Source organism: Labilibaculum sp. (genome assembly GCF_041595635.1).
Classification (GTDB): Bacteria; Bacteroidota; Bacteroidia; order Bacteroidales; family Marinifilaceae; genus Labilibaculum.
The window spans coordinates 36,391-58,403 of record NZ_JBFHJW010000010.1 but is presented as its reverse complement, the minus strand read 5'-3'; the positions used below and the strand labels follow the sequence as shown (position 1 = coordinate 58,403).

Genomic DNA, 22,013 nt, shown 5'->3' with positions numbered 1-22,013 from the left:
TTATTGCTTCACATCATCCATGGAAATTAGATTGTGTAAAATGGCATAAACAGTAAGACCAGATACCGATTTTATACCTAATTTTTGAGTGATATTTTTACGGTGTGTAACTACCGTGTGAATGCTAATGTATAGCTGATCGGCAATTTCTTTGTTGGTCAGTCCAAGAGCGATGTGTTTCAAAATGTTTTTTTCTCGTGAGCTAATGGTTTCTGCATTCTTATCGGGAATTTTATTTTTATGTTTTTTAGCGAGAACTTCCTGAATCAGATCCAAAATCTGTTCTTGTTTGTCTTGATAGTGAATGTATCCATCTGCTTTGAATTGATCCCTTAGTTTTTCCTGATCAGAAAGTAAGATCAATGAAAGTTTGTGAGCATTCATAAATTCTTTTTTTAAATTAATACAATCCGAAGGCATCATTTTGGGGTTGATAATAAGAATATCAGGCTTTTTATTGTTCACTGTTGCACATACGTCTTCCTTGTCATCAATAAGTTGCATTATTTCTACATTCTCCAAATTTTGAAGAATAGATCGAAGTCCTCTTCGAATCAGGCAGGAACTTTCCGCAATAAGAATAGTAGATCTTGGCATAATACGAATTTAAAATAGGTTGTTGATCGATTTCTCCATGAGTATGACTTTTGGCGTAAGTACTTTATCTTCTATACGTGAATGGTAATTTAAATCTTCTTCTAGTTTAAATAGATCTTGAATAATGTTATGATAAAGTGTGCAGTTTGCGGGTGGAGTAAGGTATTTGATCATTATTGTTTTTAAATCCATCAGTTTTTCTTCCACATCATTGTGGCCTTTTTCATAATTTTCAATGGAAAAGGAATTGAAGAGGTCTCTATTTTTTGCCGTGAATTGTTGTGTCTTAATAATTTCATCTACTGCAAATATATAGGGAAAGACAACATCTTCCTCGTGCATAATATGCTCTGTAAGCTCTGATTTATAACCTTCAAAAAAATTTCTTATTAAAAGAATGTATTTTTCATCTTCTTGATCTTCAGCATGTAGAGAAATTATTTTTTGCTCAATTTCAGAGAGCTTTTCGTTTAAATAACTCGAATGAGTCATTTTTAAATAGTTAATAATATTCTTGACAGAAATGCTTTGAAGTTCTTCTTTTGGAAAATAATCCTTATCGTGATAAGCATTTACCAATTGGAGGAAGAAGTTTAAATCAACTTCGTTTTCTTCGCACACATCAGAAACAGTTTTGTCTCCAAAACCCAAATTGATTCCAAATCGATGAATGACAGGAATAAGCATGTAGTTCTGTTGAATTACATGGGCTAGTTTCATATCTTTTTTAATGCGCATTCTTTGTGTTTTTAATGAGTCTAAATTAACAAAAACCAAGAGATATCCGAAGAATATCAATGTATATACTTGCAAAAACTGAAACAAAATGAGAGATTACACTAAGAAAATATTCTCAAGGCAATGGAATTAGAAATTGCAGCTATTCATAGCATTTAATAAATTCCCACTAAAGTAGCGTTCCTACAAAGGCTCGCAATACCTAATTGTTGGTATTTATTTTTGCTTTTTAAGGATAAAAAAAAACCGACTCAGAAGATCTGAATCGGTTGGTAAAATACTGCTTGTAGCAGTTTATTTTTTTCTTACGAAAATTTGTATAGGAACTCCGGTAAACGACCAGTTTTTTCGAATCTGATTTTCAAGGTATCTTTTGTATGGATCCTTAATGTATTGAGGCAGATTGCAATAAAATGCAAAAGTTGGTGCGTGAGTGGGCAGTTGCGTTACGTATTTAATTTTTATGAACTTTCCTTTAAGTGCAGGAGGATTAAGTGCTGCAATTGCTTTTTGCATTACATTATTTAGTTCCGAAGTTGGAATTTTACGAACACGATTTTCATATACCTCAAGTGCCGATTCCAAAACCTGAATTAATCGTTGCTTAGTAAGTGCAGAGGTGAAAATAATTGGAACATCTTTAAAAGGGGCAATTCGATTTCTAATTTCCTCTTCGAATTCTTTCATGGTATTGGTTTCCTTATCCACCAAATCCCATTTGTTAATCATGATAACAACACCTTTACGGTTGTTAATTATAATATCAAGAATACTTAAATCCTGAGCTTCTACGCCACGTGTTGCATCTAAAATTAGAACACAAACATCGGCACTTTCAATGGTTCTTATGGAACGCATCACAGAATAGAATTCTAGATCTTCATGTACTTTTGGTTTTTTTCGAACTCCAGCCGTGTCTACCATGATAAAATCATGACCAAATTTTTGAAATCGGGTGTGAATAGAATCTCTGGTAGTTCCAGCAACATCAGTTACAATATTTCTATCGATGCCTACCAATGCATTCACAGTAGATGATTTTCCAACATTTGGACGACCAACAAAGGCTATTCTTGGAAGATCTTCCTCTTCATCGTTGGCTTTGATTTCAAAATTATTGATTAACTCATCCAGTAAATCTCCTGTTCCAGAACCATTCACCGACGAAATAGGAAAAACTACTTCGCCTATTCCGATGGAATAGAATTCGTTGGCAGCAAAAATTAAATCGGAGTTGTCTGCTTTGTTGGCAACCAAATATACCTTCTTTTTGGTGCGACGTAGTATATTAGCAACGGCGGTATCTAAATCTGTGATTCCATGCTGCACATCAAGAACAAAAAGGATTGAATCGGCTTCCTCTATGGCAATCATTACCTGTTTGCGTATTTCCTCCTCAAAAATATCTTCAGAGTTGGTAGCGTAACCTCCAGTATCTATTACCGAAAATTCAACGCCATTCCATTCCGATTTTCCATAATTTCGATCACGGGTTACTCCGGCAGTTTCGTTTACGATTGCCTTTCGTGTTCCTGTTAATCGATTAAAAAGTGTAGATTTTCCAACGTTGGGTCTTCCTACGATTGCAACAATATTGCTCATTCTTTTATTTTTGCTAACGCAATCTCTGCGCGTAATTCTTAACTTATTTTATTTAAAATACGGAAGTGTTTTTTATCGTATCGAGCTATTTTGCTCTTACTGATTGTATCCAAAACCTTTTAGCTGAGAATCTTTACTTCTCCAGTCTTTGGCTACTTTAACATACAATTTTAAAAATACTTTTTTTCCAAAAAACGACTCTAAATCCAATCGGGCTTCGGTACCTACTTTTTTTAAGGCTTTTCCTTGATGACCTATGATAATTCCTTTTTGAGAAGTTCGCTCAACATTAATAACTGCCATAATGTTGATGATTTTTGATTCGTTTTTAAATTCCTCAACTTCCACTTCCACTGCGTAAGGAATTTCTTTTTCGTAATTCAGTAACACTTTTTCACGAATAATTTCATTCACAAAGAAACGTTCTGGTAAATCTGTCATCTGCTCTTTGTCGAAGTATGGAGGAGCGACTGGTAGTAGTTCTAAAATGCGATCGAATACATTCGACACATTAAAGTTTTCTTTGGCCGATAGTGGAAAAATTTCTGCTTTAGGCAGTTTTTCTTTCCAGCGATCAACGAGTTTTTCCAATTTATCCTGATTACTTAGGTCAATTTTATTTATCAACAAAAGAACTGGAATATCTGTGTTTTGAACTTTTTTCAGGAAATCTTCGTTTTTATCCATGGTTTCCACCACATCGGTAACATATAAAATAATGTCAGCATCAACCAATGCAGAGGTCGAAAATTTCATCATCGACTCTTGAAGTTTGTAGTTGGGTTTTAAAACTCCAGGGGTATCAGAGTACACTATCTGAAAATCCTCTCCATTAACAATTCCTTTAATTCGGTGACGAGTAGTTTGCGATTTCGAAGTGATAATCGAAAGTCGTTGTCCTACCAAATTATTCATTAAGGTTGATTTTCCAACATTAGGATTTCCAATGATATTTACAAAACCTGATCTATGAGGCATATGTACTCCAATTTAGTGATTTAAAATTTTTTGCAAAGATAGAAATTTTAATGCCATTTCCGAAACTCGCTGCCATACATTAAGATGGAAATAATAACTTGGATGATATTTTTATACTAGAATGTGTTTTCTTGATACTACAGAAGTCTTATATAGAGCAGAGCAATGCTACTAATTAGAAGTTTAAAATAGAGCGATCTGTTGCACAGACTATTTTGCCGATTTGTTTTTAGTATCGAAAACTATATATTTGTAGCAGAAATGGGGTTAAAAATCTTATTTCATCATATTTATTGTTTCTTCAGGGCAGGGTGAAATTCCCGACCGGCGGTGATAGTCCGCGAATCTTTAACGAGATTGAACTGGTGTGATTCCAGTACCGACAGTACAGTCTGGATGGGAGAAGAAAAACAATTGATCAATTTGATTGATTCATGCCAATGGATGCATTTCTGTGTGGCTATACCTATAATTTAAATGCCCTGAATAGTTTTTTTAACTGTTCAGGGCTTTTTGTTTTTATGCAAATGAGTAAGGAATATCAATATATGCAAAGGGCTTTCGAACTGGCCCAAAAAGGAATCGGACGAGTGAACCCTAATCCTTTGGTGGGAGCTGTAATTGTGCGCGATAATGAGATTATTGGAGAAGGTTATCATGAGTATTTTGGTGGCCCGCATGCCGAGGTGAATGCCTTTCGTTCAGCAACAAAATTGGTAGAAGGTGCTACTATGTATGTAACTTTAGAGCCTTGTTCTCATTACGGAAAAACACCTCCTTGTGCCGAAGCCATAGTGAAGCATAAAATTGCAAAAGTGGTGATCGGAATGCTTGATCCTAATCCTTTGGTGGCAGGAAAAGGTGTAAAGATATTGGAAGAAAATGGAATTGAAGTGGAATTTGGTTTCCTGTGTGAGGAGTTGAGTGAATTGAATCGGGTATTTTTAAAATATATTCAAAAGAAAACACCTTTTGTAGTCATGAAAACAGCTATGACTTTGGATGGAAAAATTGCAAGTTACACGGGTGATTCGCGATGGGTTTCTAATGATAAGTCGCGTCGGAGAGTTCATGAACTAAGAAATGAGTTGTCGGCGATTATGGTGGGCGTAAACACTGTTATTGCTGATGATCCAATGCTTACCACTCGTTTAGATGGGAAGGAAGGAAGAAACCCAATTCGAATTGTTGTAGATAGTAAGGCTCGAATTCCCCTACAGTCAAAAATTCTAAATTCCTCAGACGTAGCCAAAACAATTGTTGCGTTAACAGAAAATGCGGATGCGAGAAAGATCAAACAGATTGAAGACTTGGGAAACTTGGTTTTGCAGATAAAATCTAGAAATGAAAGAGTTGATCTCCAGAATTTATTGGTGAAGCTTGGCCAGGAAGGAATCGATGGAATTCTTTTGGAAGGAGGTGCAAGTCTTAATTTTTCGGCTTTGCAGACTGGTATTGTTGATGAGGTGATCTCCTTTATTGCTCCTAAAATTATTGGAGGAGCAAGTGCGAAATCACCAGTAGGTGGCGAAGGAATTGAATTCATGAAAGATGCTATTGAATTGCAAAATATAGAAATTCATCAGCTTGGAAAGGATTTGATGCTGACTGGAAAAATTATAAAGAAATAAAATAGTTAATAGCTGTTTACTAAAACTGATACTTGAAAAAATGTTTACAGGATTGATTGAAGAAATAGGAAACATCAAATCCATAAAACGAGGAGGAAAGTCAATTCGTTTGATGGTTTCGGCAAGTAAGATTCTGGATGATGTGAAAGTGGGAGATAGTATTGCAACAAATGGTATTTGCCTAACGGTTGTGAATTTTGATTCGAAAGGATTCTCGGCCGATGTGATGCCGGAAACCATGAGTCGAACGAGCTTTGAACAACTAAGACCTGGTAGTAAAGTGAATTTAGAACGTGCGGTTCGTGTTGGCGATCGATTGGGAGGCCATATGGTAAGCGGTCATGTTGATGGTTTGGGCGAGGTGCTAGCCAAAGAACATGACGATAACGCCATTTGGGTAAGCATAGCTGCTCCTAAAAACATCTTAAAATATATCGTTGAGAAGGGTTCTGTTGCTATTGATGGTATCAGCCTGACTGTGGCTTATGTGGATGAGAAAATGTTTAAAGTTTCGATTATACCGTTGACACAGGAGGATACGACTTTAACTTCCAAGAGAAAAGGGGATAAAGTGAATTTAGAGTGCGACATGACAGCCAAATACATCGAGAAGTTCATGCTTTACAGAGATGAGGAAGCAAAGCAGAAGAAGTCGGATATCTCGATGAATTTTTTAAAAGAAAATGGATTTGCTTAAAGTAATTACTGATATAAAATAACAATATATTATGAAATTTCATACAATTGAAGAGGCGATAGAAGACATCAAGCTAGGGAAAATGATTGTGGTGGTTGATGATGAGGATCGTGAAAATGAAGGGGATTTATTAATGGCGGCCGAAATGGTAACACCTGAGGCAATTAATTTTATGGCCCGACAGGCTGGTGGATTGATTTGTATGCCTATTGTAAGGAAGCGTTTGGACGAGTTGAATATTGACATGATGGTGTACAATAACACCGATGCGAAACAAACAGCATTTACTGTGAGTATTGATGCAGCAGATTGCGCAACGGGAATTTCAGCTCATGAGCGTGCTCATACAATTCAGAAAATATTCGATAAAAAGGCCAAGCCTGAAGATTTTACCCGACCTGGACATGTTTTTCCTCTGGTAGCTCGTAAAAATGGGGTGTTGGTTCGTGCTGGTCATACCGAAGCAGCAGTTGATTTGGCCAGAATGGCAGGATTTTACCCTGCAGGTGTGATTTGTGAAATTATGAATGAGGATGGGACCATGGCTCGTGTTCCCCAACTGAGAAAATACATTGAAAAGCACGATTTAAAAATGATTACCATTGCTGATTTGATTCAATATCGTAGGCAGACCGAGACTGTTATTGAAAAGATTACAGAAACAGCTATGCCAACTAAATATGGTGAATTCAGAGCTCATGGTTATATCAATAAAATAACCGGAGAGCATCATGTGGCTTTGGTAAAAGGAGATGTAAATACTGCCGATCCTGTTTTGGTTCGTGTGCATTCGGAATGTTTAACTGGTGATGCTTTTGGTTCTTTGCGATGTGACTGTGGTGATCAACTTCAGGAAGCGATGAGAAGAATTAATGAGGCCGGAAGAGGCGTTTTGTTGTACATGCGTCAGGAAGGACGAGGTATTGGTTTGATGAATAAGTTAAAAGCTTATCAGCTTCAGGATATGGGAATGGATACGGTGGAAGCGAATTTGGCTTTGGGCTTTAAGGCTGATTTACGTGATTATGGAATTGGTGCTGCAATTTTAGCCGATTTGGGCGTGAAAGATCTGACTTTGATGACCAATAATCCTCTAAAAGTTGCAGGTTTAAAAGGATATGGTTTGAAAATTGTCGGTCGTGAAGAAATTGAAATGACCTGTAATGAAAAGAATGAATTTTATTTGCAGACCAAAATGAAAAAAATGGGTCACCTTTTGCATCAGGATGTAAAATGGAATTTGCAAAATGACGATAAAAAAATTATTAAAAAGTAAATGGACTTATGGGCGATGAGGGAATATAAAGTCATGTCACGACTAAAATCTCAGGTCTCACATCTTAAACTAAATAAAATGAATACAATAGAAGGAAAGCTGATAGCAAAAGATTTAAAATTCGGAATTGTTGCCGGTCGTTTTAACGAATTTATTGGTGGAAAATTATTGGAAGGGGCTTTGGATGCAATCAACCGTCATGGTGCTTCTACCGACGATGTTGATGTAGCTTGGGTTCCAGGTGCATTTGAAATTCCATTGATTGCAAAAAAAATGGCGAAGAGTGGAAAGTACGATGCAATTATTTGTTTGGGAGCTGTAATTAAAGGTTCCACTCCTCATTTCGAATATGTGTCGGGGGAGGTTACTAAAGGTGTTGCAAGTGTTTCTTTAGATCAGGAAGTGCCTGTTATTTTTGGTGTGTTAACTACCGATTCTATCGAGCAAGCTATTGAGCGTGCTGGAACAAAAGCGGGAAACAAAGGTTTCGAAGCTGCAGTTTCAGCCATCGAAATGGCCAATTTGTTGAAGCAATTTTAAGCAAGTACATATTATAAAATAAAAAAATCCCGGCTTCAACCGGGATTTTTTATGCTTAGGAATAATATTTTCAGAATTAATAAATCTTCAACATTTGAACTTCTTTTTCGCTTAGGAATCTCCATTTTCCGCGAGGAATATTTTTCTTGGTAATTCCAGCAAAGAACACGCGATCTAGTTTTTCAACTTCATAACCCAAGTGTTCAAAAATACGGCGTACAATTCTATTTTTACCCGAATGTATTTCAATACCTACCTGAGTTTTATCATTCGCATCAGCAAAGCTGATTGCATCTGCTTTAATTTCACCATCTTCCAATTCTAAACCAGTACTAACCTGATCTAATTCTTCTTGTGAGATAGGGCGATTCAAAAATGCGTGGTAAATCTTTTTCTTATTATAACTTGGATGAGTTAAACGTTTTGTAAGATCACCATCGTTGGTAAAAAGCAATACACCTGTAGTCATGCGATCTAATCGCCCAACCGGATAAACTCTTTCGGAACAGGCATTTTTGATGAGGTCGAGAACTGTTTTTCTTCCTAGTGGATCGTCAAGAGTTGTTACGAAATCCTTAGGTTTGTTCAAAACCAAATATACTTTAGCCTCTGCTTGAAGCTGTTTTCCGTCCATGCAAACGGTGTCCTTCACATTTACCTTTGTTCCAACTTCTTTTACAATTTCGCCATTTACTGTAATTCGGCCGTCGGCAATACGTTTGTCAGCTTCTCTTCGCGAGCAGGCACCAGTATTTGAAATGTATTTGTTCAAGCGCAGCATGCCATCTTCGGGTCCTGTAAGTTTTGCGTACGCCAATTGTTTTTTCTTGCTGTAATGCTTTTTTTGAAGCGTTTCTTTATTGGGTTTATTTTCAAAACGATCAAATCTTTTAGAGGAATCCTGATTTTCATCCGCATCATCTGAGAATCGTCTTTTTTCTTTAAATTCTGATCTTTCATCTCCTCTGTTTGAAGAGGCAGAATCTCTTCCTAATCGATAGCTTGACTGATCAGATCTGTGTCTTCTTCTGTCCGAATCACGTTCCGTTCTGTTGTCGTCAAATCTCCTAGGAGACCTTGATCTAGAATCACCTCTTTGGCGATCCGAATTTTCCGATCGATCATCTCTTTTTGTATAGCGCGATTCAGAATCTCTTCCTGATTTACGATCTGATTCTTTGAATCTCGATTTTCTTCGTTCAGATCCTCTTTCCGAATTTCTGTCATCAAAAGATTTCGATGAAGATGATTTGGAATGATCTCTGTGGAAAGGTTTTTCGGAATCACTTCTCCTTTGTCGAGGATTTTCCGATCGTCCTTCATTATTGCGTGATCCATTCTCCTTTTTGAATCTAGGATTTGAATTAGCAGGTTTTCTATCGTTTTCTTTTTTTGATCCAAAAGAAGATTTTTCTCTTCGTTCTTTTCCGTATTTCTTTTCTTCCATTTCTGAGTAAATGATCAATGTTCTGAACCTGCAAAGGTACTAATAATCAAAGAATATATTATTTCCGCTAAGTAAAAAAATGAATCAATTTGAATTTTACTTTTTTACTCTTTATCAAAATGATAAATTTGTCATTGAAATGTTGAACCGATTGCGTGTTCAACTTACTTAAAGAATAGATTTACACTAAAATACGAAAGGTATAATGGCACTAATTAAATCAATTTCCGGAATTAGAGGAACGATTGGCGGTCAGGTAGGAGATGGATTAAGTCCTCTCGATCTTGTGAAGTTTTCAGCAGCATTTGGTACTTGGCTATTGCGTCGAAACAAGGACCAAAAATTGAAAGTTGTTGTGGGTCGCGATGCAAGAATATCTGGCGAAATGGTTGATAAGCTTGTTGTAGGAACTCTTATGGGGTTAGGAATTGATGTTGTGGAAATCGGTTTGGCAACAACTCCAACTACCGAAATTGCGGTAACAGGCGAAAATGCTCAAGGTGGTATTATTTTAACTGCCAGTCATAATCCCAAGCAATGGAATGCCTTAAAATTATTGAATGAAAAAGGGGAGTTTTTGAATGATGAGGAAGGAAAAATTGTTCTTTTTATTGCCGATCAGGAAGATTTCCAGTTTGCCGAGGTTGATGATTTAGGCCAATTGACTCATGTTGACGATTACACGCAAAAACATATCGATCATGTTTTGGCACTTTCACTAGTGGATGTTGAAGCCATTAAAAAAGCCAATCTTACTGTGGCTATCGATGCAGTAAATTCGGTCGGAGGAATCGTAATTCCTCAATTACTAAAGGCACTGGGTGTTCAAAATGTTGTGGAATTGTATTGTGAGCCTAATGGCCAGTTTCCACACAATCCAGAACCTCTTCCTGAGCATTTAACCGAAATAGCATCGATCCTGAAAAAAGGAAAAGCGGATATCGGATTTGTGGTTGATCCCGACGTAGATCGTTTGGCCATCGTGAATGAAGATGGAAGCATGTTTGGAGAGGAATATACCCTAGTGGCTTGTGCCGATTATGTGTTGGCAAATACACCAGGAAATACGGTTTCTAACCTGTCTTCAACTCGTGCTTTACGCGATGTTACCGAAAAACATGGTGGAAATTATGAGGCTTCGGCGGTTGGTGAGGTGAATGTAGTAACCAAAATGAAAGAAAATAAGGCTATTATTGGTGGTGAGGGCAATGGCGGTATCATCTATCCTGAGAGTCATTACGGAAGAGATGCTTTGGTTGGCGTGGCGCTGATTTTAACTCACTTGGCGAAAACAAACAAAAAAGCTTCAGAATTAAGAGCTTCTTACCCCAACTACTTTATCTCTAAAAATAAAATTCAATTGACTCCTGAAATTGATGTTGATGCAATTTTAGTGGCGATGAAGGAAAAATACAAGCATGAGAAAGTGAACGATATTGATGGTGTGAAAATTGATTTTGCTGCTGAATGGGTTCATCTGCGGAAGTCGAATACTGAACCAATTATTCGAATTTATTCAGAAAGCAAAAATGAATTAACAGCCAATCAATTGGCCGAGAAAATTATTTTGGAGATAAAAGAACTGATCAAATAAAAAGAGAAGAGCGCAAGAAAGAAATTTTTTGCGCTTTTTTATAGTAGAAAAATATATGGAATTGGTTCTATTAGTATTCTCTTTGGATCGATTCTTTAAAAAAAATATTCTCTCTGAATTATTAGGGAAAATCGATTTTCGCTTTTTTAGTTTACATCCATCTTCCGACAATTAGATCTATTTTCTTTTTTCTGATCAAAAGGCTTGCATGGGTGTTTATACCCAATTATAAATTGGTAAAAGGACATAAATAATATTGTTGTATTTTAAATTTTATATATTTAGATGATCCTGTTGAATAGCAGGTCTTTTTCTGTACTATTTTCTGTCATTGTGCATATATTTGCTTGCAATAAAGAAAAAATTCTACATTGAAACGAATATAAATAGATATAATCAAAGATTAAAGCCTTATGAAAATTAGTGTAATAGGTGCCGGAAACGTAGGAGCCACTTGTGCAAATGTTATTGCTCAAAAAGAATTAGCAAACGAATTAGTTATCGTTGATATTAAGGAAGGTTTGTCTGAGGGAAAAGCCTTGGATATGTGGCAAACTGCTCCAATTAATTATTACGATACAAGAGTAAAAGGGGTGACTAATGATTATGCTGCTACTGCAGGATCAGAGGTTGTTGTGATCACATCAGGTCTTCCTCGTAAGCCAGGTATGAGTCGCGATGATTTAATTGCAACCAATGCTGGTATTGTTAAAATGGTTACTGAAAATGTAATTGCTCATTCACCAGAAGCAATCATCATCATTGTATCTAATCCTTTAGATGTGATGACCTATGCTGCTTATTTAACTGCTAAAAAAGCATCGAATAAAGTGTTTGGTATGGCTGGTGTATTGGATACTGCTCGTTACCGTGCTTTTCTTGCTGAAGAATTAAATGTTTCTCCTAAAGATATTCAGGCTCTATTAATGGGTGGACACGGAGATACAATGGTTCCACTTCCTCGTTACACTACTGTTGCTGGTATTCCTGTAACCGATTTAATCGAAGAAGAAAAACTAAACGCAATTATCGAAAGAACTAAATTTGGTGGTGGCGAATTGGTTAACTTGATGGGAACTTCAGCTTGGTATGCTCCAGGTGCTGCTGCTGCTCAAATGGTTGAGGCAATTGTTCGCGATCAAAAAAGAATTTTCCCAGTATGTGCTCTATTGAACGGAGAATACGGAATGAAAGATATTTTCTTAGGAGTACCTGTTGTTTTGGGTAAAAATGGTATCGAAAAAGTGATCGAAGTAAAACTGAATGATGCTGAAATGGAATTGATGAAAGGATCAGCCGAAGCAGTAAAATCGGTAATGGAAGTATTGGATGGAATGAAGATCTTCTAGTAATTACTATATTTTCATTGATCAAAAGAATAAGGTTGTCTCCCTGGGAGTCAACCTTTTTTTGTGCAATATTTTTATTCAGATAGAAAAATTGGCTGATTTATGTTTTTATCATAGCTTGAGATTGATATTTTGTTCACATTTTTAGGCTTTTGTACCTTTTCATGCTACAAATAAGTCTTCTTTTGATACCTTTGCTATCCTTTGTTCCCTTAAGCCTATGAAAATAGAAATTCCTATTGAGATTATTGAACTCGAAAACGAAAGTTATCATCTTTTGGTAAGTTGTAAAGTTAACCAGAGTCATTTTGGCGATTTGGTTATTGACACTGGAGCTTCAAAAACCGTATTGGATCGTAATTTTGTGCCGGCTTACGAATTATTAGGGGAACAAACCAGCGAAATGCAATCGCGAGGCTTGGGAGAAGGCAGTTTAAATACCGAAATGGTTAAGATAGATTCATTCCAATTAGGTGGTCTTCAACTTCGCGATTTTCATTGTGCCCTAATTGATCTGTCAGGCATCAATGAAATGTACAAGGAGCATTGTCAAAGGGAAATTTGCGGATTACTAGGGAGCGATTTTTTGGTAAAGCACCAGGCAATTATCAATTATAAGAGTGAAATTTTACAATTGGAAATTCTTTGAACCCTACGGATTGAGGAAGGCAAGGAAAAACGCATAAAATGCTTGAGATTATTGAACAAAGGAATTTGAAAAAATTTAATATATTTGTGCGTTATTTGCGGTTAGAAATATAAAATACCACATAATTTAAGAATTAAATAAACCTAAACACATGCGAAATAAAGGAGCGATTCGTCTACTCGCTATTGTCTTTGCGTTGGTGAGTTTGTATCAATTAACATTTACTTACGTTACCAAATCAGTGGAAAAGACAGCTCAGGAATACGGAGCTGGCGATATTAAGAAGGAACAAGCTTATCTTGACTCTATTAGGGGTGAAGGAGTTTATAATTTCTTTTGGATTAAAGATTATTCTTACAAAGAATGTAAGGAATTGGAGATGAACCTTGGTCTTGACCTTAAGGGAGGTATGAATGTTACCATGGAGGTTTCTGTTGTTGATATTATTAAGGCCATGGCCAATGATAGCAAGGATGAAACTTTTGTTGCCGCTATAGCCAAAGCTAAAGCGATGCAAGCTGATAGTCAGAAAGATTTTGTGACTCTTTTCGGGGAAGCCTTCGGAGCAATCAATCCAAATGCTCAATTATCGTCTCCAGATATCTTTGGTACATTAGAGATGAAAGATAAAATTCCATTCGGAGCCAGTAATGCTGAAGTATTAAAAGTGATTAAAGAAGAAGCTGATGCAGCTATCGATAATACTTTTAATATTCTACGTTCTCGTATTGACCGTTTTGGGGTTGCTCAACCAAATATTCAAAAAGCTGATGTTTCAGGTCGTATAATTATTGAACTTCCAGGAATTAAAGATGCCGCTCGTGTACGTAAATTGTTACAAGGAACTGCAAGTCTTGAGTTTTGGGAAACTTATACTGCTAGCGAAGTTACTCAGTATTTAAATGCTGCTAACGAAAGATTAGTGGGAATCAATATCGCTGCTGAAGCTACCGAAGAAGTTGCCGAGGAAACTCCTGCAGCTGCCAAAGAAGAAACAACTGAAGATGTTGCTTTGCTCGATAAAATTGAAGAGAGTGCTGCTACCGATTCTGTGGCCGATCTTAATGCACAAGAAATTGCAAAAAAATACCCACTGTTTTCAGTATTGAATCCTACACAAAGAGGATCTTCAAAAGCTGTGGTTGGTATGTCTCATATTAAAGATACTGCTCGTGTGAATCAAATTTTGGCAATGCCAGCGATTCATTCTGTAATGCCTCGTAATTTGAAATTCTTCTGGGGTGTTAAATCTATCGATGAAGGTGGTAATGTATTCGAATTGTTTGCTATCAAAGTAACCAGTCGAGATGGTAGAGCTCCCTTAGATGGTGATGCTGTTACTTCTGCTCGTGAACAAATCGATCAAAATAATGCACAAGCCGAAGTTTCAATGAGTATGAGTGGTGAAGGAGCAAAAGTGTGGGCTCGCTTAACCAAAGATAACGTAGGACGTGCTATTGCAATTGTTTTGGATGGATATGTTTATTCTGCACCAAACGTAATTAGCGAAATTAAAGGTGGACAGTCTAGTATTAGTGGTGATTTCACGATCACTGAGGCGAAAGACCTTGCGAACATATTAAAGTCAGGTAAATTACCTGCTCCAGCTCACATTATTGCTGATGAGGTTGTTGGACCATCATTGGGACAAGAATCCATTCAAAAAGGAATGTGGTCATTTATCATTGCTTTCGTATTGGTATTGGTTTACATGTTCTTCTTCTATAGTAAAGGTGCTGGTCTTACAGCAAACATTGCTCTGATTGCTAACTTGTTCTTTATTTTTGGAATATTGGCTTCCTTAGGTGCGGTGTTAACCTTACCGGGAATCGCAGGTATTGTGTTAACAATTGGTATGTCGGTTGATGCGAACGTACTTATTTATGAGCGTATTCAGGAAGAAATGAAGGGTGGTAAAGGATTAAGCCTTGCTATTACTGATGGATATAACAATGCTTATTCTGCAATTATCGATGGTAACATCACAACTCTTTTAACTGGTGTTATTCTTTACCTTTTTGGTGAAGGTCCAATTAAAGGTTTCGCTACCACTTTGGTAATTGGTATTTTTTCTTCTTTATTCGCTGCAATTTTCATTACTCGATTGATTATTGAAGCTTCTTTGAAACGTAATCGTAAAATTACTTTCACCACTAAGTTTACTGATACTTGGTTGCGAAATACGCAGATCAAATTTCTTGAGAAAAGAAAAATATTTTATGTAATTTCTAGTATCGCACTTCTTGTAAGTATTGGATCTCTTGCAACTAGAGGATTGAATCAAGGTATCGATTTTACAGGAGGTAGAACATATGTTGTTGCTTTCGATCAGGATGTAGTTGTTGAAGATATTGCTAAATCTTTAGAAGCAGAATTTGGACATGCTCCTGAAGTGAAAACATTTGGTGGAAGTTCTCAGGTGAAAATTGCTACAAAATATAAAATTGAGGAATCAGGAAATGAAGTTGATGATGAGATTGAAAACTTGCTTTACACAGGTTTAAAACCTTATTTGAATGGTGCTTCTAAAACTCAATTTCTTGAAGTGAACAGAAAAATGTCACAAAAAGTGGGTCCTACTATTGCCGATGATATTCGTCAATCAGCAGTTTGGTCAATCCTATTTGCATTGTTGGTTATTTTCCTTTACATCATGATTCGTTTCTCGAATTGGCAATATGGTTTAGGTGCGATTGCTGCCTTGGCACATGATTCAATTATTGTATTGGGTATTTTCTCTTTGTGTTACGGATGGTTGCCATTCTCACTTGAAGTTGACCAGGCCTTTATTGCAGCGATTCTTACGGTGGTAGGTTATTCGATTAATGATACCGTGGTTGTATTTGACCGTATTCGTGAGTATATTGGATTGTATTCAAAACGTGATCGTGTTGAGGTTGTGGATAGTGCATTAAACAGTACTTTGCGCCGTACCTTTAGTACTTCCTTATCTACTTTTGTAGTGTTGTTGGCTATCTTCCTTTTCGGTGGAACTTCAATTCAAGGATTTACATTCGCCTTATTAGTAGGGGTTTTAGTAGGTACATATTCGTCTCTATTTATTGCGACTCCAATTTCTTACGATACAAGCTTACGTATCCAGAAAGTAGCTGCTAAAAAGAAAAAATAATTAGAATTTTATTCTAAATTCATCCCTCGAATCGTTTGGTTCGAGGGATTTTTTTTTGCTTTCCTTTAAATCGAATTGCAATCCATATCCTTGATTTGAAATTTCTTCGGTATCTTTGTTAAAAATATCAATCAAATGAATCAGATTCTTTTATTTATTAGTGGCGCTGAAATAGTTGTGGTGGTGTTGGTTGTTCTGTTGTTATTCGGATCAAAAAAAATTCCTGAGTTGGCTCAAGGTTTGGGCAAAGGAATGAAGGAGTTTAAAAGAGCAACGGAGGACATTAAAAGCGAGATCAGAAAAGAAACAGAAGTTCTCGATCATATTAAGGAATTTAAGGATGACTTAAACAAGAAGTTGTAATTCCGTATTTCAGGTTTTATCATTCCACCCATAAGCTTGTGTGGAATTTTTTTTATTCAATGGACTATTTATATTTATTTCTCGGTTTCGTTATCTTGTTGTATAGCGGAGACTTGCTTGTGAAAGGTGGTGTAGCCTTATCCTCGCATTTCAAAATATCCACTTTAGTTGTGGGAGTTACTGTGGTTTCTTTTGGAACTTCAGCACCCGAACTTTTTGTGAGTTTAGATGCGGCTTTACATGGTAGTCCTGATATTGCTATCGGTAATGTGGTAGGTTCAAATATTGCTAATATTGCCCTTGTTTTGGGTTTTACGGCTATTCTAATGCCTCTGCCAGTTCGAAGTAATTCCATTATATTCGATTGGCCTTTCATGATGGGGGCTTCTCTTCTTTTTTATCTTTTTGTTTTGAATCAACACTTAGAAACCTACGAAGGGATTATTTTTGTAGCTATCTTGATTGGGTTTATGGTGTGGACCATTTGGAAATCGAGGACAGAAAATAGAGGGGCAGCCATAGAATTCAGAAGTGCAAAATACTCTATGTTTGTGTCTTTCCTGTTAATTGTTATAGCCTCGGTTGGTTTGTATTATGGGGCTAATTTACTAGTAGGAAGTGCGAAAAATATAGCCCTCAATTTTGGGGTGAGTGAACGTGTTGTTGGCTTAACTTTGGTCGCTTTTGGAACCTCGGTGCCCGAATTGGCAACTTCTGCTGTTGCGGCTTATAAAAAAGAGATGGATATTTCGGTTGGTAACATCATTGGATCCAATATATTCAATATTTGCGGTGTGTTGGGTGTAACCTCCATTATCAAAAATATATTTATCACTCAACCGATTATTACCTTTGATCTTTTGATCATGTTGGGCGTATCTTTCCTTTTGTTTTTACTGATTTTACCTGTTCACAACGGGAAATTACATCGTTGGAAAGGTTTTTTACTTCTTTCGGTGTATGTAAGCTACGTATACATCGTTTTCGCTAAATAATTCAATCTGTATGATAGATGCTCATCAAATCAAGAAAAGTTTTGGATCGGTTGATGTTCTGAAAGGAATTGACCTAAGTATTGCCAAAGGAGAAATCGTTTCGGTGGTGGGAGCTAGTGGAGCGGGTAAAACAACTCTACTGCAAATACTAGGCACATTGGATCGGCCCGATGAGGGCAAGGTTTTTTTTGATGGTGTGGATATTACTTCCTACAATGAAAAAGAGCTATCGGCATTTCGGAATTCCAACATAGGTTTCGTATTTCAGTTTCATCATTTATTGCCCGAATTTACAGCCTTAGAGAACGTGTGCATTCCTGCATACATCGCTAAAAAATCGAGGTCCGAAGCCAACGAGAAAGCAAAAGAATTGCTGCAGATGCTTAACCTTGGGCATCGATTCCATCATAAACCATCGGAACTTTCGGGAGGAGAGAAGCAACGAGTGGCTGTGGCCAGAGCTTTGATTAACGATCCAATTGTTATTTTAGCCGATGAGCCTTCGGGAAATTTAGATTCTAAAACTCGTCAGGAATTGCACGAATTGTTTTTCACTTTACGTGATCGCTTTCATCAAACTTTTGTGATTGTGACTCACGATGCAGAATTGGCAGAAATGTCAGATCGTAAAATTGTAATTTCAGATGGTTTGGTTGATGAAGACAACTAATTTTACTTTTAGAGATCTTAACGAATTTCTGGATGAAAAGGCTGATTTATACAATCGGGAATCCTTTATCGAAACAGATCCTATTCAAATACCAAGAGCTTTTACGAAGAAAGAAGATGTAGAAATTGCCGGTTTTCTGAGTGCTAGCATTGCTTGGGGACAGCGGCCTACTATCATTCGAAATGCCAAGTGGCTGATGGATAGGATGGAGCAGCAACCCTACGAATTTATTCTAAATGCTACACAGGCTGATTTTGATGTTTTTCGGGAATTCAAACACCGCACTTTCAATGGCGATGATTGTGTTTTCTTTCTGAAATCTTTGCAAAACATCTACCAAAATAAGGGAGGACTTGAGCAAGTATTTGCAGATGGGATGGGTCGTTTGGATGGAATTAAAGACGCATTGGCTCATTTTCGATCTGTTTTTTTCGAGGTAGAGCATTTGGACCGAAGTCAGAAACACATTTCAAATGTATTGAAAAAATCATCAGCTAAAAGGCTGAATATGTTTCTGCGTTGGATGGTTCGTAAAGATGATAGAGCTGTCGATTTTGGTCTTTGGAATCAAATTTCAGCAGCTGATTTGTATTTGCCTTTGGATGTTCATACTGGTAATGTAGGACGAAAGTTAGGTTTACTAAAACGAAAACAAAACGATTGGTTGGCCGTTGATGAGATCACTAAAAATCTTAGAAAATTCGATGCTAAAGATCCAATTAAATACGATTATGCGCTGTTTGGATTGGGTGCATTTGAGAAATTTTAAATTACATGGCCAATAATTATTTCGACTTTAAGCAATTTCGGATCAATCAGGAAGGATCGGCAATGAAAGTAGGTACAGATGGTGTGCTGCTTGGCGCGTGGACTGATATTTCTCAGGCCAAACACATATTAGATCTGGGAACAGGAAGTGGTCTCATTGCAATCATGATTGCTCAAAGAAGTCAATCGGAGGTAATGATCGATGCTGTTGAAATAGAATCTTCTTCTTATGAGCAAGCTGTTGATAATTTTACCAAATGTAGGTGGTCATCACGCTTAAATGCTTTTCATTCGTCGTTTCAGGACTTTAGCCTTACAAATCAGCAAAAATACGATCTTATTGTTAGCAATCCACCTTATTTTTTGAATGGTTTAAAAGCAAAAAATGAATCCCGCACTCAAGCTCGTCATGCCGATCATTTACCTTTCGAGGAATTATTATCTGGTGCTTTAGCACAATTATCCGAATCAGGAACTTTATCGCTTATTTTGCCTGTGGATGAAGGAGAATATTTTGTGAGATTGGCTCGATTAACAGGTTTTTATTTGAAAAGGAAATGTGCAGTTCTTCCTAATCCTGGAAAGTCCGCTAAACGATTTTTGTTAGAATTTGCTTTACAGAAGTGCGAGCCAGAATATTCCGAGTTAGTAGTGGAAAATGGACAAAGGCATGTGTATTCTCCTGCTTATATCGAGTTGACGAAAGAGTTTTATTTGAAGTTTTAGGGTTGTTGGCTAATTTTAAAATTCACCCAACTTTCTGAAAGTTCCATCGGATTTTGATTGTAGCCAGCTTTGAGTGCATTCAGGCGTTGATTAATATATTCTTTGCTGCTTAAAGAAGATTCATAAACCTCATTTGCATCATTCACATTAGCAATTCCAATGCTTATTTCTTCTTTTTCTGTTTGGTTTTTAGGATAAAGTTCATTCAGCGAAATACGGAGATGATAGCTAAATAGAACTTCTTGTTTTGTGCAAATGTTAAATTGATAGGTGGGAGTGTTTTCTGAAACATGCAAAGTGGTGATTTCGTTTTTCGTCATATTAACCCGTTCAAAATTCTGAAAACGATCCATAAATTCTTCATTTAGTTTCGTTAGCGAAAACTGACGTAAATAGACTCTGAATTGTTCCTCAGAAAATTGAATTTCACCAGGTAAAGGGTAGTTTATTGCATAATTATTTTTCAGTTTTCCAGCAGAATCGATCCAAATGCTAAGACCTAAATTGTATATTTTACGTAGAGTATGAGACGAATTGGTTTCAATAACGAGATCGAGGTATTCATCGTTATTAAAAACTTTAAGACTTATTTTGTTGTCGGAATCGTAAAAATTTGCGGCTGTTTGAGTATAAATTTCAGAATTGAAATTTCTTTGGTCTTGCCAATAGCTTGTGTATTGGTTTTTTATTGAGCAAGAATTAATCGTAAGAAGGCTCATTAAAAATGCAAAGGGTAAGAAACGCGACATGTATTTTATTTTGATATGGATCAAAAATATAAAAAAACAGCACGATCTCTTTCAAAAGCTTGTACTTATTCGGTCTAATGCTTTATAAATTTGTTTCTTCCTCAACAAATTTCACATGTAATTTTTCCAGTTCTTTTAAAATGGGTTCATATAGTTTAGGAGAAGTTGGAATGTGAACTCCTCGCAATTCAATTTTATTCGTTGCTACTAGTTTGGTGGCTATTGCCAGTGGTGTTCCTACTGTGTACGACATGGCTGTGTGCTCACGATCTGTTCCTTCGTAGGCCATCGATGAAGTGATCCTTTTCTCTACTCCATCAATTTCAAAATCGATAAGGTGTTGCATCACCAATAAATCTCGGTCGTTGGTTTCTAAAGCCCATTTTTGTTCCAGAATTTTTTGAAGAATCTTTGCAGGACTCGCATTGCGAATGCCTACAATCTTATTGGAAAACAGGTCGAGCCATTTTATTTTTTCCAGAACTACAGATTGAGGATCTATTTGCAAATAGTCGGCCAAATTGGTTTCAATCGATTTTTTGCTTTCAGGTAAAAAACTATTTAGGAAGCTTTTGTGAGTAAGTAAATGAGAATTTTTCATTTCATAGCTATCATCGGTGCAGCCTAACTGAACAAAAACATTCCATGCTTCTGAAAATCCCGGACGACGCATTGTTCCCCGAATAATGCTTGGAATATTTTGCAGTTCATATAAATCACAATACTGAAGGGAATCCCTGTTGGGATAAACTTCGAAATCGCCATAATTAGGAATGTGAGTTTTCCTTAGATTTGTGAATAGTTTGTTGTAAGGAACATATTTATAATGTCCTTGTTCTTTGAATTGCGCAGTTCCTTGTCCTGCTACAATTACATTTCGGGGATTCCACGAAAACTTGTAGTTCCATGGGTTGTTATCGCAGTCTGAAGCGATTAATCCACCACAAAAAGATTGAAAGCGCGTAATTTTACCGCCTCTTTTTTTTATTTGATCGATCACTTTCATGGCCGACATGTGATCAATTCCAGGATCAACACCCAGTTCATTGAGAAATACCAAACCTTTTTCTTTGGCTTCTTCGTGCAATTCCATCATCTCATTAGAAACATAAGATGGTGTTAGTAGATGTTTTCGGTATCGTAAGCATTCGTGAGCCACTATAGGGTGCATGGAAGCAGGAAGCATACTAATCACAATATCAGCAGTCGAAATTTCCGTAGCTCTTTGTTCTAAATCTTTTAAATTAAAGCGCAATGCGATGCCGTTAGGATGATTATTAACCTTTTTTTGTGCGGTTTCCAAAGACAAATCTCCAACAGTTATTTTCCAATTGTATTTGTTGGAATGTGAAAGTAAATAATGAATTAAACTGCTTGCTGAAAGTCCAGCGCCAATGATCAGAATATTTTTCATTTTGTGATTTTTGTGGATTCATGCGTAGTATAAATTTATAATAAAGCTGATAAATAACGCTAAATAATGGAAGCATTTTTTCTGCAGTTAGTAAACGATG

General features: G+C 36.6%; 20 protein-coding genes and 1 riboswitch. Of the genes, 13 read left to right on the top strand and 7 right to left on the bottom strand.

Annotation, left to right across the window (positions count from 1 at the left end):
- From ABYT26_RS04925 to era, 4 genes are all read right to left on the bottom strand, one after another.
- Positions 1 to 597: a response regulator transcription factor gene (locus tag ABYT26_RS04925; RefSeq protein WP_372751778.1), complete on the bottom strand. Its 597-nt coding sequence runs from the start codon at positions 595 to 597 to the stop codon at positions 1 to 3.
- A gap of 9 nt (positions 598 to 606) precedes the next feature.
- On the bottom strand, positions 607 to 1,335 hold the full coding sequence (locus ABYT26_RS04920; RefSeq protein ID WP_372751777.1) for a hemerythrin domain-containing protein: 729 nt from the start codon (positions 1,333 to 1,335) through the stop codon (positions 607 to 609).
- Positions 1,336 to 1,629: 294 nt separating this feature from the next.
- Positions 1,630 to 2,937: a ribosome biogenesis GTPase Der gene (gene der / locus ABYT26_RS04915; protein ID WP_372751776.1), complete on the bottom strand. Its 1,308-nt coding sequence runs from the start codon at positions 2,935 to 2,937 to the stop codon at positions 1,630 to 1,632.
- Between the two features lie 96 nt (positions 2,938 to 3,033).
- On the bottom strand, positions 3,034 to 3,915 hold the full coding sequence (era, locus tag ABYT26_RS04910; RefSeq protein WP_372751775.1) for a GTPase Era: 882 nt from the start codon (positions 3,913 to 3,915) through the stop codon (positions 3,034 to 3,036).
- 293 nt (positions 3,916 to 4,208) lie between these two features.
- A riboswitch (FMN riboswitch) is annotated at positions 4,209 to 4,327 on the top strand.
- 28 nt (positions 4,328 to 4,355) lie between these two features.
- Between era and ribD the strand changes: the two genes are divergently transcribed.
- The 4 genes from ribD to ribE all read left to right on the top strand — a co-directional run bounded on the left by ribD (position 4,356) and on the right by ribE (position 8,059).
- Positions 4,356 to 5,546: a bifunctional diaminohydroxyphosphoribosylaminopyrimidine deaminase/5-amino-6-(5-phosphoribosylamino)uracil reductase RibD gene (gene ribD / locus ABYT26_RS04905; RefSeq protein WP_372751774.1), complete on the top strand. Its 1,191-nt coding sequence runs from the start codon at positions 4,356 to 4,358 to the stop codon at positions 5,544 to 5,546.
- Between the two features lie 40 nt (positions 5,547 to 5,586).
- Positions 5,587 to 6,243 (top strand): riboflavin synthase, encoded by a 657-nt coding sequence (locus tag ABYT26_RS04900; protein ID WP_372751773.1) that lies wholly within the window; start codon positions 5,587 to 5,589, stop codon positions 6,241 to 6,243.
- Between the two features lie 31 nt (positions 6,244 to 6,274).
- On the top strand, positions 6,275 to 7,519 hold the full coding sequence (locus ABYT26_RS04895; protein ID WP_372751772.1) for a bifunctional 3,4-dihydroxy-2-butanone-4-phosphate synthase/GTP cyclohydrolase II: 1,245 nt from the start codon (positions 6,275 to 6,277) through the stop codon (positions 7,517 to 7,519).
- Positions 7,520 to 7,597: 78 nt separating this feature from the next.
- Positions 7,598 to 8,059, top strand: coding sequence for a 6,7-dimethyl-8-ribityllumazine synthase (gene ribE / locus ABYT26_RS04890; protein ID WP_372751771.1), 462 nt, complete (start codon positions 7,598 to 7,600; stop codon positions 8,057 to 8,059).
- 76 nt (positions 8,060 to 8,135) lie between these two features.
- On the opposite strand, the gene ABYT26_RS04885 is transcribed toward ribE, so the two are convergent.
- Entirely contained in the window at positions 8,136 to 9,506 is a 1,371-nt protein-coding gene (locus tag ABYT26_RS04885; protein ID WP_372751770.1) for a pseudouridine synthase, read from the bottom strand.
- Between the two features lie 205 nt (positions 9,507 to 9,711).
- Here ABYT26_RS04885 and glmM point away from each other — a divergent pair, with 205 nt between their 5' ends.
- From glmM to ABYT26_RS04840, 9 genes are all read left to right on the top strand, one after another.
- Positions 9,712 to 11,100, top strand: a complete 1,389-nt coding sequence (glmM, locus tag ABYT26_RS04880) for a phosphoglucosamine mutase (protein WP_372751769.1) — start codon at positions 9,712 to 9,714, stop codon at positions 11,098 to 11,100.
- A 413-nt stretch (positions 11,101 to 11,513) separates the two neighbouring features.
- Entirely contained in the window at positions 11,514 to 12,449 is a 936-nt protein-coding gene (mdh, locus tag ABYT26_RS04875; protein ID WP_372751768.1) for a malate dehydrogenase, read from the top strand.
- Between the two features lie 220 nt (positions 12,450 to 12,669).
- Positions 12,670 to 13,098: a retropepsin-like aspartic protease gene (locus ABYT26_RS04870; protein WP_372751767.1), complete on the top strand. Its 429-nt coding sequence runs from the start codon at positions 12,670 to 12,672 to the stop codon at positions 13,096 to 13,098.
- A gap of 151 nt (positions 13,099 to 13,249) precedes the next feature.
- On the top strand, positions 13,250 to 16,228 hold the full coding sequence (gene secDF / locus ABYT26_RS04865) for a protein translocase subunit SecDF (RefSeq protein ID WP_372751766.1): 2,979 nt from the start codon (positions 13,250 to 13,252) through the stop codon (positions 16,226 to 16,228).
- Between the two features lie 135 nt (positions 16,229 to 16,363).
- A complete protein-coding gene (gene tatA / locus ABYT26_RS04860) occupies positions 16,364 to 16,591 on the top strand; it encodes a twin-arginine translocase TatA/TatE family subunit (protein WP_372751765.1) in 228 nt (75 codons plus the stop codon).
- Between the two features lie 59 nt (positions 16,592 to 16,650).
- Positions 16,651 to 17,586 (top strand): calcium/sodium antiporter, encoded by a 936-nt coding sequence (locus tag ABYT26_RS04855; RefSeq protein ID WP_372751764.1) that lies wholly within the window; start codon positions 16,651 to 16,653, stop codon positions 17,584 to 17,586.
- A 10-nt stretch (positions 17,587 to 17,596) separates the two neighbouring features.
- Positions 17,597 to 18,256 (top strand): ABC transporter ATP-binding protein, encoded by a 660-nt coding sequence (locus tag ABYT26_RS04850; RefSeq protein WP_372751763.1) that lies wholly within the window; start codon positions 17,597 to 17,599, stop codon positions 18,254 to 18,256.
- Positions 18,243 to 19,025, top strand: a complete 783-nt coding sequence (locus tag ABYT26_RS04845; protein WP_372751762.1) for a TIGR02757 family protein — start codon at positions 18,243 to 18,245, stop codon at positions 19,023 to 19,025. The genes ABYT26_RS04850 and ABYT26_RS04845 overlap by 14 nt, the downstream gene beginning before the upstream one ends.
- A 5-nt stretch (positions 19,026 to 19,030) precedes the next feature.
- Positions 19,031 to 19,750 (top strand): tRNA1(Val) (adenine(37)-N6)-methyltransferase, encoded by a 720-nt coding sequence (locus tag ABYT26_RS04840; protein ID WP_372751761.1) that lies wholly within the window; start codon positions 19,031 to 19,033, stop codon positions 19,748 to 19,750.
- Here the strand turns inward: ABYT26_RS04840 and ABYT26_RS04835 are convergent.
- Positions 19,747 to 20,499 (bottom strand): hypothetical protein, encoded by a 753-nt coding sequence (locus ABYT26_RS04835; RefSeq protein WP_372751760.1) that lies wholly within the window; start codon positions 20,497 to 20,499, stop codon positions 19,747 to 19,749. The two genes, ABYT26_RS04840 and ABYT26_RS04835, sit on opposite strands and share 4 nt — an antisense overlap.
- 82 nt (positions 20,500 to 20,581) lie before the next feature.
- Complete coding sequence (locus tag ABYT26_RS04830) at positions 20,582 to 21,913, bottom strand: saccharopine dehydrogenase C-terminal domain-containing protein (protein ID WP_372751759.1); 1,332 nt, start codon at positions 21,911 to 21,913, stop codon at positions 20,582 to 20,584.
- Positions 21,914 to 22,013 lie beyond the last annotated feature (100 nt).